The sequence below is a fragment of the Streptomyces sp. MK37H genome, assembly GCF_018035285.1.
Lineage (GTDB): Bacteria > Actinomycetota > Actinomycetes > Streptomycetales > Streptomycetaceae > Streptomyces > Streptomyces endocoffeicus.
Genome location: NZ_JAAAYH010000233.1, coordinates 1 through 14,529 on the forward strand (window position 1 = coordinate 1; position 14,529 = coordinate 14,529).

Genomic DNA, 14,529 nt, shown 5'->3' on the forward strand with positions numbered 1-14,529 from the left:
CGGCCGCGTCGCCCACTGGTTCGCCGAACTCCCCACCCCCCGCCCGGCGTTGCCCGGCGACCGCGACGCGGATGTGTGCGTCGTCGGCGCCGGACTGACCGGGCTGTGGACCGCGTACTACCTCAAACACGCCGACCCCGGTCTCCGGATCACCGTCCTGGAGGCCGAGTTCGCCGGATTCGGCGCCTCGGGCCGTAACGGCGGCTGGGCCTCCGGGCTGATCCCGGGCGCCCGCGACCGGATGGCCAGGGCCTACGGCAAACCCGCGGTCCTGGACTGGCAGCGGGCCATGAACGAGGCGGTGGACGAGGTGATCGACGTGGCGGCCCGCGAGGGCATCGACGCGGGCATCGTCAAGGGCGGCACCCTGCGCGTCGCCCGCACCCCCGCCCAGGCCACCCGGCTGCGCCACAAGGTCGAGCAGGACCATGAGTGGGGGGTGGCCGACTCGGTGCTGCTCACCCCCGCCGAATCCGCGGCGCGCATCCGTATCGACGGGGTCACCGCCGCCGCCTTCACCCCGCACTGCGCCCGGTTGCAACCGGCCGCCCTGGTCCGCGGCCTCGCCGACACCGTCGAACGGCTCGGTGTCACCATCCATGAGAAGTCCCCGGTCACCGCCATCGAACCGGGCCGTGCGATCACCGCGCACGGCACCGTACGGGCCCCCGTCGTGCTCCGGGCCACCGAGGGGTTCACCGCGTCCCTCAAGGGGCAGCGGCGCACCTGGCTGCCCATGAACAGCTCCATGATCGTCACCGAGCCGCTGCCCGCCCGGATCTGGCGGGAGATCGGCTGGGAGGGCCGGGAGACCCTCGGGGACACCGCCCACGGCCATATGTACGCCCAGCGCACCGCCGACGACCGGATCGCGATCGGCGGACGCGGGGTGCCCTACCGCTTCGGCTCGCGCACCGACCACGAGGGGCGGGTCGGCGAGCGCACGATCGGCCAGCTCACCCGGACCCTGGAGCGGATGCTGCCGCAGACGGCCGGGGCCCGGGTGGGCCACGCCTGGTGCGGGGTGCTGGCCGTGCCCCGCGACTGGTCCGCCACGGTCGGCCTGGACCGGGCCACCGGGCTCGGCTGGGCCGGTGGGTACGTCGGCCACGGAGTCACCTCCACCAACCTGGCCGCCCGCACCCTCACCGATCTGGTCCTGGCCCGCGACACCCGGCTCACCCGGCTGCCGTGGACCGGCCACGCCCCCGGCACCTGGGAGCCCGAGCCGTTCCGCTGGCTGGGGGTGCGCGGCCTGTACACCGCCTACCGCCTCGCCGACCGCCACGAGGCGGGCGGACGTGTCCGTACCTCACCCATCGCCACCATCGCCGACCTCATCGCACGCCGCCCGTGAGGCCGGGTGCCGCCGCGCCCGGGCCCGGTCCGACGGCCCTGGGCGCGGCGGCCCGGCTCTGCGATGATGAGCGGTATCCGGAGGGAGCCCGTCCAGATGCCGTTGCTCACGGTTGCCGACGTCCTGCGTCTTCCCGTCATCGTCGCGGGACTTCCCCGTGTGATGGCCGGTGAGGAGCAGCTGGCCCGTGCGGTCCGCTGGGTGCACGTCACCGAGCTGCTCGACCCCGCCTCGTTCCTCGAAGGCGGCGAGCTCGTACTGACCACCGGCATGCCCCAGCCCAACGACCCCAGCCGGCTGCGCGGCTATGTGGACCAGCTGGCCGACATCGGCGCCGCGGGACTCGTGGTGGAGCTCGGCCGCCGCTACCAGCAGGTGCCACCGGACCTGGTGGCCGCCTGCCGCGCCCGGGACCTCCCCCTGATCGTCCTGTCCCGTGGCATCCGCTTCATCGAGGTGACCCAGACCGTCCACGCGCTGATCCTCGACGCACAGGGCGAGCTGCTGCGCCGCTCCCAGCAGGTGCATGAGATCTTCACCGGGCTGACGCTGCGCAACGCCGAGCCGAAGGAACTGGTGCGCGCCGCCGCCGATCTGATGGGCCGCCCGGTGGTCCTGGAGAACCTGCTGCACCACGCGGTGTTCTCCTGTACGGCGGGCGGCACGGCCGGCCAGGTCCTGGAGGCATGGCAGCGCCGCTCCCGCGCCACGCCGACCCCCGACACCACGCAGGCCAGCGGACCGGAGGGCTGGCTGGTGGCCCCCGTCGAGCACAACGGCCGGCGCTGGGGGCGGCTGGTGGCGGTGCCGAACGCGGCCGCCCCAGCGGCCGACCCGGAACACACCATGATCCTGGGACGCGCCGCCACCGCCCTCACCCTCGCCCGGCTGATCGGCCACACCCAGTGGGACCGCCAGGCCCACACCTGCGCGCTGCTGGAGCTGCTGCGCTGGACCTACCGCGGCCGCACCGAGGCACGCATCCGCGTCGAGGCCCTCGGCATACCGGTCGTCGGCCACCGCCTCATCGCCCTCGCCATCGGCCACCACGGCGCCACCGCCGACGAGACGGGCCTGGACGACCGGCTCGCCGACGCCCTGCAGGGCTCCGGCATCCGGGCCCTGGTGGGGCGGCTCTCCCCGGACCGGACCGGGGTGCTGCTCGCCCTGGCCCGGGCCAGCGCCTGGCAGCCCGTGGTGGAGCGGGTCAGCCGGCTCACCGAGGAGACACTGGGCGCGCCGGCGGTGGTGGCGGTCGGACCGGGGGTGACCGAGATCGACCAGGTGGCGAGGGCGTTCCGGGAGGCCGAGGAGGTGGTGGACGCCATCGGCCCGGGCACCCCGCACCGGCCGTTCCACGTGCCCTCCGATGTCGGACTGCCCGAGCTGCTGTACGCGCTCCGCGACGACATCCGTGTGCAAAGGTACGTCGAGCACCAGCTGGGCAGGCTGATCGAGTACGACGAGCGCCACGCGGGCGATCTGCTGACCACGCTGCGCCACTACCTCGCCGCGGGCAACAAGTCCATCGCCGCCAAACAGATCGGCCTGTCCCGCCAGGCGTTCTACCAGCGGCTGCACACCATCGAACGGCTCCTCGGCCGCGACCTGGAGTCCGGTGTGCAGCGCACCCAGCTCCATGTGGCCGTCACCGCCCTGGACACGCTGACGGCGGCCGGCGCGGGAGGATGGGGCGCATGACATCCGACACCGGCTATCTGCTGGACAACCGGCAGCGCGAGGCCGGTCGGCGCTTCGACGCGCTGGCCGAGCTCTTCGACCCCTGGACCCTGGACCACCTCGACCAGCTCGGCCTGGCCGCCGGATGGCGCTGCTGGGAGGTGGGAGCGGGCGGGCCCTCGGTGCCCACCGCCCTCGCCGAGCGGATCAGGCCCACCGGGCAGGTGCTGGTGACCGACATCGACACCTCCTGGCTCACGGAGCTGTCCGGCCCGGCCACCGGACCGATCGAGGTGCGGCGCCATGACGTGGCCCGCGACGAGCCGCCGGGCGACGGCTTCGACCTCGTCCACGTCCGGCTGGTGCTGGTGCATCTGCCCGACCGGGCCGAGGCGCTGCGGCGGATGGCCGGGGCGGTGCGGCCGGGCGGATGGCTGGTGGTGGAGGACGCCGACCCGGCGCTCCAGCCCCTGGCCTGCCCCGATGAGCGCGGCCCGGCCGAGGAGCTGGCCAACCGGATCCGCCGTGGGTTCCGCGCGCTGCTCGCCGAGCGCGGTGTGGACCTCGCCTTCGGCCGCACCCTGCCCGCCCTGCTGCGCGGCGCCGGGCTGCACGACGTACGTGCCGAGGGCTGCTTCCCGCTGACCTCCCCGGCCTGCCGGGAGCTGGAGGCGGCCACCGTGCGTCAGCTGCGCGGGCAGCTGGTGGCGGGCGGCTTGGCCACCGAGGAGGAGCTCGAGCGCCATCTGGACCATCTGCGCGGCGAGGGCATGGACGTCACCACCGCCCCGCTCATCACCTGCTGGGGCCGGCGCCCGCGCTGAGCGCCGAACGTCCCGAGGAGCCGCACTCAGTCGAGCAGACCGAGCCGGCTCGCCGCCCGGATCGCCAGCCAGACCTCGGCGAACGCGCCGGTCGTGGACAGATCGCGGCCGGTCAGCTCATGGAAGCGGCGCAGCCGGTAGGCGAGCGTATTGGGGTGCACATGGAGCGCCGCGGCCGCCTCGTCCGTACGGCGGTCGCGCTCCATCCAGGTGCGCACCGACGTCAGCAGCCGTGAGCCGTGGCCGGTGTCGTAGCGCAGCGCCTCGCCCAGCACATGCTCGACCAGATCGGTGAGCGCGGCCGGGTCGTCGGGCAGCCAGCGGCCGGTGACATCGTCGCCGTACCGCACGAGGGCACGGCCGGACGCGACGGCGTGGGACGCCGCCCACAACGCCTCGCGCTGGGCGATCCGCAGCGGGGAGCCGGGGCTGAACGGGCGGCTCATCCCGGCGGCCACACCCGGCAGGGACTCGACCGCCTCACCCAGATCGGGCGAGCCGAGCAGATAGCGGTCCTCACCGCGCTTGAGCAGCAGACACGGCTGATCCTCCAGCGCCCGCAGCACGGCATCCTCGGTGACGCCCCTGACCACCGCCAGTACGGTCTCGCCCTCGATGGAGTGGCGCAGCAGATGGCGCCGCGCCACCGCGGGTTCGAGCGCGCCCTGCAGCAGCTCGGCGAGGATCTCCGCGCCCTCGCGGCGCAGTGTCTCGCGCTCGGTGCGGACCATGGCGAGCTGGAGGGCGGCCACCGTGGCGATGTGCTGCACCACGGCGAGCCCCGCCGGGCGCGCGCCCTCCCGTTCGAAGGCGATGAGGAAGCCCGCCGGGCCACCGGGGGAGGGGACCGGGAGGGCGAAGCCACCGGGGATGGTCGGCGGGGCGTCCGCCGAACCGGGGATCACCGACGCGTCGGGTGCGGGCACACCCGGCAGCAGCGGCCGGCCCTGGGTGGTGCACAGATAGATGTCGTAACCGGACAGCTTCTCCAGCCGGCCGAACAGCGTCGCGGTGTCCAGGTTCTCCGAGGTCAGCCAGCGCAGCGCGCCGAACACCTGCAGCTGGGCGCCCAGCCGGTGGCGGGCGTCCTCCTGGACGGCGGCGGCCACCTCCTGCGCCACCGCCATGAACGGCACGGCCAGCGGGATCTCCAGGACCGGCATCCCCCGCTCCTCGGCGGCGTCGAAGAACGCGCGGCGCAGCGGGGGCATCCGCAGCTGGGCGGAGACCGCCAGGGCGGCCACCCCGGCGTCGTCCAGCCGCTCCAGATAGGCGCGCTGCCCGGCCGCCGAGCGGGGCATCGCTATCCCCGTCGTCATGATCATCTCGGAGCCGAGCAGCCAGGGCGTGGGGTCGTCCAGCTCGCTCACATGCGCCCAGGACACCGAGCGGTGCAGCCCCGCGCCACCCGCGATCAACCGCAGCTGCAGGGCCGGATACGACAGCAGATCGTCGACCGTCACACCCTGCTCTTTGTCGTTCACCACAAATTGAGCCTAACTCTTTGTCTCAGCAACGATTGTCGCGCGGTTCCTCCGCTGTGCAGACTCGCTCGACCGGACCCCACCGGCGCACGTCAAGAAGGGACTGCAACACCATGACCGAACCCCGAGGGCCCGTCGACTCCTCCCGGGTCCCGCGCTTCGCCGGCCCGGCCACCTTCGCCAGGCTGCCCCGCCTCGACGAGGTCGCGGGGGCCGACGTGGCGGTGGTGGGCGTCCCGTTCGACGGCGGTGTCTCCTACCGGCCCGGCGCCCGCTTCGGGCCCGCCGCGGTCCGCGAGGCCAGCCGGCTGCTGCGCCCCTACCACCCGGGCCTGGACGTGTCCCCGTTCGCCACCCAGCAGGTGGCCGACGCCGGTGACATCGCCGTCAACCCCTTCGACATCGGCGAGGCCATCGAGACCATCCAGGACGCCGCGGGCAGCCTCCAGGCCGAAGGAACCCGCCTGGTCACCATCGGCGGCGACCACACCATCGCGCTCCCGCTGCTGCGCGCCGCCGCGCGGCGGCACGGCCCGGTCGCGGTGCTCCACTTCGACGCCCACCTGGACACCTGGGACACCTACTTCGGCGCCGAGCACACCCACGGCACCCCGTTCCGCCGGGCCGTGGAGGAGGGCATCGTCGACACCTCCGCCCTCTCGCACGTCGGCACCCGCGGCCCGCTGTACGGCAAACAGGACCTCACCGAGGACGAGAAGCTGGGCTTCGGCATCGTCACCTCCGCCGATGTCTACCGGCGCGGCGCCGACGAGGTGGCCGACCAGCTGCGCCAGCGCATCGGCGACCGGCCGCTGTACATCTCCATCGACATCGACTGCCTCGACCCGGCCCACGCCCCCGGCACCGGCACCCCCGAGGCGGGCGGCCTGACCTCGCGCGAGCTCCTGGAGATCCTGCGCGGACTGGCCGGATGCCGTCTGATCGGCGCTGATGTGGTGGAGGTGGCGCCCGCCTACGACCACGCCGAGATCACCTCGGTCGCGGCCTCCCACGTCGCCTACGACCTGATCAGCCTGCTCGCACTCCAAGGGAAGCGGGAGAAGACCGATGAGTGAATCCCCGGCACTGACCGAGGTCGAGAGCTACGGGGTCGAGCGCATCCCGGACGCGGACCGCAGCGCGACCCCCTTCGACCTGTTCCGCGTCGCGTTCGGTGGCGCCAACACCTTCGCCACCTGTGTGCTCGGCGCCTTTCCGATCCTCTTCGGGCTCTCCTTCTGGCAGGGCCTGGCGGCCACCGTGCTCGGCGTGGTGGGCGGCTCCCTGATCCTCGCCCCGCTCGCGGTGTTCGGCCCGTGCAACGGCACCAACAACGCGGTCTCGTCCTCGGCACACCTGGGGGTGCACGGGCGGATCGTCGGCTCGTTCCTGTCGCTGCTCACCGCCATCGCGTTCTTCTCCATCTCGGTGTGGTCCTCCGGTGACGCGCTGGTCGGCGGCGCCCACCGGCTGATGGGCGTGGACCAGAACGACGGGGTGTTCGCCCTCGCCTACGGCGTCTTCGCGCTGCTGGTGCTGACGGTGTGCGTGTACGGCTTCCGGTTCATGCTCTTCGTCAACAAGATCGCGGTGGTGGCGGCCTCGACGCTGTTCGTCCTCGGCTTCTTCGCCTTCGCGGGGGACTTCGACCCCGGCTACCAGGGGGCGTTCCCCTCGGCGTCCACGGCCGGGTTCTGGCCCGCGTTCATCGGCTCCGCCCTGATCGTGCTGTCCAACCCGGTGTCCTTCGGCGCCTTCCTCGGCGACTGGGCGCGCTACATCCCCGCCGACACCTCGCGCCGCAAGGTCGTCACGGCGGCGTTCGCCTCGCAGATCGCCACCCTCCTGCCGTTCTTCTTCGGCCTGGCCACCGCCTCGATCATCGCCAAGAAGGCCGCACCGTACATGGACGCGGGCGCGCCGAACTACGTCGGCGGACTGCTGGCCATCTCGCCCGGCTGGTACTTCCTGCCGGTGTGTCTGCTCGCCCTCATCGGCGGCATGTCCACCGGCACCACCTCGCTCTACGGCACCGGCCTGGACTTCTCCAGCGTGTTCACCCGGTTCAGCCGGGTGCAGGCCACGCTGTTCGTCGGGGTGATGTCGATCGGGTTCATCTTCCTCGGCCGGTTCGCCGCCAATCTGTCCCAGTCCATCTCCACCTTCGCCACGCTGATCATCACCTGTACCGCCCCCTGGATGGTCATCATGGTGCTCGGCTATGTGACCCGGCGCGGCTGGTACGACCCCGATTCGCTCCAGGTGTTCAACCGGCGCCAGCGCGGCGGCCGCTACTGGTTCCACCACGGCTGGAACTGGCGTGGCATGGGCGCCTGGCTCACCGCGGCGGTGCTCGCCCTGCTCTTCGTCAACGTCCCCGGCCAGTTCGTCGGGCCGTGCGGCGAACTGGCCGACGGCGCGGACATCTCGCTGCCGGTGGGCCTCGCCACCGCCTCGCTCCTCTATCTGGCGCTGCTGTGGCTCTTCCCCGAGCCGCGCGAGGTGTACGGGCCGGAGGGGCCGCGGCTGGTCCGCGCCTCGGACGCGCCCGTACCGCCGATCACCACGGAGGCCGGTGCGCCCGTGCCCGCGGTGGCGGAAGGGGCGTGAGAGCCACCGTGCGCCTCATCGACCTCTCCGTACCCGTAGCCACGGGCATGCCGGTCTACCCCGGCGACCCGCGGGTGGCCATCGCCCCCGCGCTGAGCGTCGCCGCCGACGGGGTGAACGTGCTGCACCTGGACATGGGGTCGCAGTCCGGCACCCATGTCGACGCCCCGTTCCACATCGACGACGCGCTGCCCACCCTGGACCGGCTGCCCCTGGAGCGATTCTGGGGCCGGGCGGTGGTGGTGGACGCCCGTGGCGCGGAGCCCCGGACACCGCTCGGGCCGTCCCTGTTCGAGGGCCGGCTGCGGGCCGGGGCCATCGTGCTGGTGGCCACCGGCTGGTCGCGGCACTGGGGCCACGACGACTACCTCGCCCATCCGTATCTCACCCCGGCGGCCGCCGAACTCCTGGTGGACACCGGGATTTGCACCGTCGGCATCGACGCGCTGAGCGTCGATGCCACCCCCGCCGACGAACTCCCCGCCCATCGGATCCTGTGCGGCGCCCACGCCGTCATCGCCGAGAACCTCACCGGTCTGGACCCCCTGCTCGACGCGCAGACGGCGGGAGAGCCCATCGAGGTCTCCCTGCTGCCGCTGCGGCTCCCCGCTGCCGACGGCGCCCCGGTTCGGGCCGTGGCCCGCGTCGGCTGAACCACCCACGCAAGGAGCACCACCCCATGAACGACGAGGTTCTGCGGGCCGCCGACGCCCTGGTGGCGGCGTTCGGCGAAGGCCGCCTCGACGACTACTTCGCGGCGTTCGCGCCCGACGCCACATTCGTCTTCCACACCACCTCCGAACGCCTCAGCTCCACCGCGGACTACCGGGCCCTGTGGGACCGCTGGGTCGCGGAGGACGACTTCCGCGTCCTGTCCTGCACCTCCACCGACCGGCTGGTCCAGCTCCTCGGCGACACCGCGGTGTTCACCCACCTGGTGGAGACCACGGTGAGCACCACGGCCGGTGCGGAGACCACCCACGAGCGCGAGACCATCGTCTTCCGCCGTCAGGCCCACGGCCACTGGCTGGCCGTGCACGAACACCTCTCGGCAGCGCCCGGCACGACGACGGCCACGGCCACGGCCACGACCACGGCCACGATCACGGAAACGGAACGATGAGCGAGCTTCTCGTACTGCGCAACCACATCGACGGCGAGTACACCGACGCGGCCGATGGCCGCCGCCTGGAGGTCACCGACCCCGTCACCGGCGAGGTGTACGCCACCTCGCCCCGGTCCGGCGCCGCCGACGTCGACGCCGCGATGGCCGCCGCCGCCGCGGCCTTCCCCGCCTGGCGCGACGCCACCCCGTCCACCCGGCAGAAGCTGCTGCTGAAGATCGCGGACGCGGTCGAGGCCCGGGCGGAGGAGATCGCGGAGGCGGAGTGCCGCAACACCGGAAAGCCGCGCGCCCTCACCCTCACCGAGGAGATCGCCCCGATCGTCGACCAGATCCGGTTCTTCGCCGGAGCCGCGCGTCTGCTGGAGGGCCGGTCGGCGGGCGAGTACATGGAGGGCCTGACCTCGATCATCCGGCGGGAGCCGATCGGGGTGTGCGCCCAGGTCGCGCCGTGGAACTACCCGCTGATGATGGGCGTCTGGAAGTTCGCCCCGGCCCTCGCCGCGGGCAACACCGTCGTCCTCAAGCCGTCGGACACCACTCCCGCCTCCACCGTGCTGCTCGCGGGCATCATCGGCGACATCCTCGACGAGATGGGCCTCCCGGCCGGCATCTTCAACGTAGTGTGCGGCGATCGCGAGACCGGCCGGCTGATGGTCGAGCACCCCACCCCGGCGATGGCGGCCATCACCGGCTCGGTGCGTGCGGGCATGCAGGTCGCCGCGTCGGCGGCGAAGGACATCAAGCGGGTCCATCTGGAACTGGGTGGCAAGGCCCCGGCGGTGGTCTTCGAGGACGCCGATATCGCGGCGGCCGTCGAGGGTATCTCCCTCGCCGGATTCTTCAACGCGGGACAGGACTGCACCGCGGCCACGCGAGTCCTGGTCCACGAGTCCATCCACGACGCGTTCGTGGGCGCGCTCGCCAAGGCCGCCGCCGCGATCAGGACCGGCGGTGGCATCGACGACGAGGACGTGCTGTACGGGCCGTTGAACAACGCCGGCCAACTGGCCCAGGTCACCGGCTTCATCGACCGGCTGCCCGCGCACGCCACCGTTGAGACGGGTGGCCACCGGGTCGGTGACAAGGGCTTCTTCTACGCGCCCACCGTGGTCTCCGGGCTCAAGCAGGACGACGAGATCATCCAGAACGAGGTCTTCGGGCCGGTCATCACCGTACAGTCCTTCCGCGACGAGGCGGAGGCTGTCGCGTACGCCAACGGCGTGGAGTACGCGCTGGCGTCCTCGGTGTGGACCAAGGACCACGCCCGCGCGATGCGGATGTCCAAGACCCTGGACTTCGGCTGCGTCTGGATCAACACCCATATGATCCTCGCCGCCGAGATGCCGCACGGTGGCTACAAGAAGTCCGGCTACGGCAAGGACCTCTCGGCGTACGGCTTCGAGGACTACACCCGCGTCAAGCACGTCATGACGGCCCTCTGAACAACCGCCGCCACTCCGGCCTGTCATCACCGCGCCGCCGACCCGGCGCGGTGATGACACACCCGGTGCCGTACGTGCGTAGCCTGGTGCGCCATGAGCGAGATGACACTGCGCCGGGCCCAAGTCTCCGACCACGGGACGATCGTCGAGTGCGTGCGGGAGTGGTGGGGCGACTCACGCACCCCCGGCCAGGCGCGTGAGCTTTCCATGCTGCTGCCCAGGCTGTTTCTGCAGTTCTTCTCCGGCACCAGCCTGGTGCTGGAGGACGGCGACGGCATCAAGGCGTTCCTCGTGGGCTTCCACGCCGCGGACAACGACCACGAGGCGTATATCCACTTCGTCGGGGTGGCGCCCGAGCTGCGCGGGCAGGGCGTGGGCCGCAGGCTCTACACGGCGTTCTTCCAGCGCGCCGCCGAGGCGGGCCGCCGTGAGGTGCACGCCATCACCTCGCCCCTGAACACCGGGTCCGTGGCCTTCCACCGGGCCATGGGGTTCATGCTCGAGGAGGGCGACCGTCAGGTCAACGGCCTTCCCGTGCACGGCGATTACGACGGCCCCGGGCAGCACCGGGTGTGCTTCCGCCGACAGATCGCCGTTCATCCCTGAGGACGAGAGGGCTTGACGGTGGTGGTGCGCTGCTCTACACCAGTATGGGAGCGCTCCCATGGCTCCCATGATGTGTTCCACGACCAGGGCGTCCGTACCGTTCCGCGGGCGCCACGGACCGAACCTCATGGACCGCCGAAAGGAAAGCGCATGGCACGCACCAGACATCCGCTCGCCGTCCTGATCCCCTTACTCGCGTTCCTCGCCGTTCTCGTCCCGCTGGGCGCCGGCCCGGCCCACGCCGAGTCCAACGGCGGGGTGAAGGTCATGCCGCTGGGCGACTCGATCACCGACGGGTTCAACGTCCCTGGCGGTTACCGCGTCGGCCTGTGGCAGAAGCTCACAGCGGGCCGTTACAAGGTCGACTTCGTCGGCTCGCTCTTCAACGGCCCGTCCGGCCTTGGCGATCACGACCACGAGGGCCACTCCGGCTGGACGATCCAGCAGATCGACGACAACGTCGTGAACTGGCTGCGCACCCAGAACCCGCACACGATCCTGCTGCACATCGGGACCAACGACATCTATGGCAGCAACCCCGCCGGGGCGCCGGCCAGGCTCTCCACCCTGATCGACCACATCACCGCCCAGGCGCCGAACGCGGAGCTCTTCGTCGCCACCATCACCCCGCTGGGCTTCCTGGACTCGACCGTGCGGGCGTACAACGCGGCGATCCCCGGCATCGTGCAGAGCAAGGTCAACGCGGGCAAGCGCGTCCATCTGGTTGACATGTACAGCGCATTGACGCCCGCGGACCTGGCCGACGGGGTGCACCCCAACGCCGGTGGCTACGACAAGATGGCCGACGTCTGGTGGCGGGCGCTGCGGTCGGTGCCGGGCAGCATCGGCAACCCCACGCTCGCCACCACCGGGTCCGGGGCGCGTGGTAACGGGTCGGCCGCACGGGCGGCATGAGCCGCCCCTTCACCGTCACAGCCCAGGAAGGACCGTCATATGAACCACACCCCCGCCTCCGCGGAAACCATGCGCACGCCCGGGCGCCGCCCAAGGACACCGAGGTCGATGGCCGCGGCGTTACTCGGCGGCGTACTGCCGCTGCTCGCCACACTGTTCCTGCTGGCACCGTCACCCGCGGCGGCCGCCTCGCTCACCGAGGTCACGGGCTTCGGCAACAACCCGAGCAACCTCCGCATGTACGAGTACGTGCCGGACAACGTCGCGGCACGGCCCGCGGTCCTCGTGGCGGTGCACTACTGCACGGGCTCGGGGCCCGCGTTCTACTCCGGTACCGAGTTCGCCTCCCTGGCCGACCGGTACGGCTTCATCGTCATCTACCCCTCCGCCACCAGAAGCGGCGCCTGCTTCGACGTCTCCTCCCCGCAGGCGCTGCGGCACGACGGCGGCAGCGACCCGGTGGGCATCGTCTCGATGGTCCGCTACGCCCAGCAGCGCCACAACGCCGATCCCAACCGGGTGTACGTCACCGGCGCCTCGTCGGGCGCCATGATGACCAACGTCCTGCTGGGCGACTACCCGGATGTGTTCAAGGCGGGCGCGGCCTTCGCGGGCGTGCCCTTCGGCTGTTTCGCCACCACCGACGGATCCGGCTGGAACACCGCCTGCGCCAACGGCACCATCACCAAGACACCGCAGGCGTGGGGCGATCTCGCGCGCGGGGCCTACCCCGGTTACCAGGGCGCCAGGCCGAGGATGCAGCTGTGGCACGGCACCGCGGACGGCACCCTGCGCTATCCGAACTTCGGCGAGGAGATCAAGCAGTGGACCAATGTGCTCGGGGTGAGCCAGACCCCCGTCTTCACGGATCATCCGCAGTCCTCCTGGACCCGCACCCGTTACGGCGCCACGGGCAACCAGGCCCCCGTCGAGGCGATCAGCGTTCAGGGCACCGGACACTCCCTCCCGACCGCCGGGATGGCCGCACGGGCCATCACCTTCTTCGGCCTGGACGCCGGATGACCCGCTGACGGGCCGAAAAAACGAAGAACGAGCCGACACGAAGAACCGGTCGGCACCATGATGAGAAAGGCGCCTCGGGGCCGCCGGAACCGGCCCCTTGGCGGCCTTCCGCGGGCACGTGTGCGGCCGGTGGCCACGGCCGCGGACAACTCCTCCGCCGCCTCGCCCCCGGCCCCGCCGACGCCCGTCCGCGCCCTTGCCGCATGCCCTCTGAGCTGGTATTTCGCCGGACCCGTGGCTATGTTTCACCCCTCGGGAAAGGGGAGCGCGTGGACCGGAACATACGCACGGTGGACGACGTCTTGAGGCTCCTGGACGGCCTCTTCGCACCGGGAGCCGACCGCTGGACGGCCGACGGTGCCTCGTGGTGGGACGGTTTCTACGCGGACCGCTCCAAGGCCGTGCCATTCTTCGTGGCGAAGCCCGATGAGCACCTGGTGTCCTATCTCGACCGTGGCCTGATCGCCCGGGGCCGGGCCCTCGACCTGGGGTGCGGCCCCGGCCGTAACGCCCTCCACCTCGCTTCCCGGGGCTTCACGGTGGACGCCGTCGACCTCTCGCCCACGGCCATCTCCTGGGCCGAGGAGCGCCCGTGAGGCCGGGGCCGAGATCCGGTTCCACCGCGGCGACGCCTTCGCCCTCACCAGCGGCGAGTTGGCCGGGCCGTACGACCTGATCTGCGACTCCGGCTGCTTCCACCATCTGCCACCGCACCGCCGGATCAGCTACCTCGCGCTCCTTGAGCGTGCCCTGGCCCCCGGCGGCCATCTCGCCCTCACCTGCTTCGCGGCGGGCGCCATGGGTTCCGAACTCCCCGACGCGGACTTCTACCACCAGTCCGCCCTCCACGGTGGCCTCGCCTACACACCGGATTCCCTGCGCTGGATCTTCTCCGAGCTGACCGAGATCGAGCTGCGCCGTATGCACGACGAGCCGTCCGGCTCCCCGCTCTTCGGGGAGCCGTTCCTGTGGACGGCCCTCTTCCGTCGTCCGACGGGGGCGGGGAGCACTGCGGACTGAGGGCGCCGCTGACGGTCAGCGTGCCGGAGCGGGGCCCGACACCGACACATCGGCCGAGGCATCCCCGAGGCCGGCGTTCCACCGCTGGTCGTTGCGGTCCTCGGCCGAGCGCAGCTCGACCTCGCTGTCGGGGTCGTCGCCGTCCGGGGTGACGGCGAAGCCGGGTGCGATATGAGGGCGGATCACCCCGTCGCGGTCGATCGCGAACCGCAGGTTCTCGCCGTTGTCGCCGTCGGCGGACGAGCACGGCCAGATGCCGACACCCCGGCCGGTGTCCCCGCGCGAGTCCAGACAGAAGTCGGGATCGGCCTCGGTGTGCAGCAGCCCCTCCGGGTCCAGCCGCCACCGCTGGGTGTCGCTCCCGCTGCACTGGGCCAGGATGGCGTCCGCGCGCTTCTCCAACCGCTGGTCGCGGATGTCCAGACAGAGCCCGGAGGCGGCG

At 72.0% G+C, this 14,529-nt stretch carries 12 protein-coding genes and 2 pseudogenes; 12 read left to right on the forward strand and 2 right to left on the reverse strand.

Annotated features, from left to right (window positions below; all coding sequences use genetic code 11):
- The 3 genes from GWI24_RS27735 to GWI24_RS27745 all read left to right on the forward strand — a co-directional run.
- Positions 1-1,357 (forward strand): FAD-binding oxidoreductase (locus GWI24_RS27735; protein WP_210948638.1); only part of this gene is annotated, 1,357 nt, incomplete at its 5' end.
- Between the two features lie 96 nt (positions 1,358-1,453).
- Positions 1,454-3,058, forward strand: a complete 1,605-nt coding sequence (locus tag GWI24_RS27740) for a PucR family transcriptional regulator ligand-binding domain-containing protein (protein ID WP_210948639.1) — start codon at positions 1,454-1,456, stop codon at positions 3,056-3,058.
- Positions 3,055-3,861, forward strand: a complete 807-nt coding sequence (locus tag GWI24_RS27745) for a methyltransferase (protein WP_374103350.1) — start codon at positions 3,055-3,057, stop codon at positions 3,859-3,861. Before GWI24_RS27740 ends, GWI24_RS27745 begins: the two co-directional genes overlap by 4 nt.
- 26 nt (positions 3,862-3,887) lie before the next feature.
- Here GWI24_RS27745 and GWI24_RS27750 read toward each other — a convergent pair whose 3' ends face one another.
- Complete coding sequence (locus GWI24_RS27750; protein WP_308344088.1) at positions 3,888-5,348, reverse strand: PucR family transcriptional regulator; 1,461 nt, start codon at positions 5,346-5,348, stop codon at positions 3,888-3,890.
- 110 nt (positions 5,349-5,458) lie between these two features.
- On the opposite strand from GWI24_RS27750, the gene speB reads away from it, so the two are divergent.
- The 9 genes and pseudogenes from speB to GWI24_RS27795 all read left to right on the forward strand — a co-directional run bounded on the left by speB (position 5,459) and on the right by GWI24_RS27795 (position 14,087).
- On the forward strand, positions 5,459-6,421 hold the full coding sequence (gene speB, locus GWI24_RS27755; RefSeq protein ID WP_164426990.1) for an agmatinase: 963 nt from the start codon (positions 5,459-5,461) through the stop codon (positions 6,419-6,421).
- Positions 6,414-7,955 carry a cytosine permease gene (locus GWI24_RS27760; protein WP_210948641.1) on the forward strand — a complete coding sequence of 514 codons (1,542 nt, stop codon included), beginning with the start codon at positions 6,414-6,416 and terminating at the stop codon, positions 7,953-7,955. Before speB ends, GWI24_RS27760 begins: the two co-directional genes overlap by 8 nt.
- Positions 7,952-8,608: a cyclase family protein gene (locus tag GWI24_RS27765; protein ID WP_308344091.1), complete on the forward strand. Its 657-nt coding sequence runs from the start codon at positions 7,952-7,954 to the stop codon at positions 8,606-8,608. Before GWI24_RS27760 ends, GWI24_RS27765 begins: the two co-directional genes overlap by 4 nt.
- Before the next feature lie 26 nt (positions 8,609-8,634).
- Positions 8,635-9,078, forward strand: a complete 444-nt coding sequence (locus GWI24_RS27770) for a nuclear transport factor 2 family protein (protein WP_210948642.1) — start codon at positions 8,635-8,637, stop codon at positions 9,076-9,078.
- Entirely contained in the window at positions 9,075-10,523 is a 1,449-nt protein-coding gene (locus tag GWI24_RS27775) for a gamma-aminobutyraldehyde dehydrogenase (protein ID WP_210948643.1), read from the forward strand. Before GWI24_RS27770 ends, GWI24_RS27775 begins: the two co-directional genes overlap by 4 nt.
- Before the next feature lie 93 nt (positions 10,524-10,616).
- Entirely contained in the window at positions 10,617-11,129 is a 513-nt protein-coding gene (locus GWI24_RS27780; RefSeq protein WP_210948644.1) for a GNAT family N-acetyltransferase, read from the forward strand.
- A 150-nt stretch (positions 11,130-11,279) separates the two neighbouring features.
- Positions 11,280-12,044 carry an SGNH/GDSL hydrolase family protein gene (locus GWI24_RS27785; protein ID WP_210948645.1) on the forward strand — a complete coding sequence of 255 codons (765 nt, stop codon included), beginning with the start codon at positions 11,280-11,282 and terminating at the stop codon, positions 12,042-12,044.
- 69 nt (positions 12,045-12,113) lie between these two features.
- Positions 12,114-13,064: pseudogene (locus GWI24_RS27790) on the forward strand (PHB depolymerase family esterase); the annotation flags it as partial.
- Between the two features lie 272 nt (positions 13,065-13,336).
- A pseudogene (locus tag GWI24_RS27795) lies at positions 13,337-14,087 on the forward strand (class I SAM-dependent methyltransferase).
- 15 nt (positions 14,088-14,102) lie between these two features.
- Here the strand turns inward: GWI24_RS27795 and GWI24_RS27800 are convergent.
- Positions 14,103-14,529, reverse strand: a 427-nt coding sequence (locus GWI24_RS27800) for an RICIN domain-containing protein (protein ID WP_210948646.1), incomplete at its 5' end; no start/stop codon positions are given.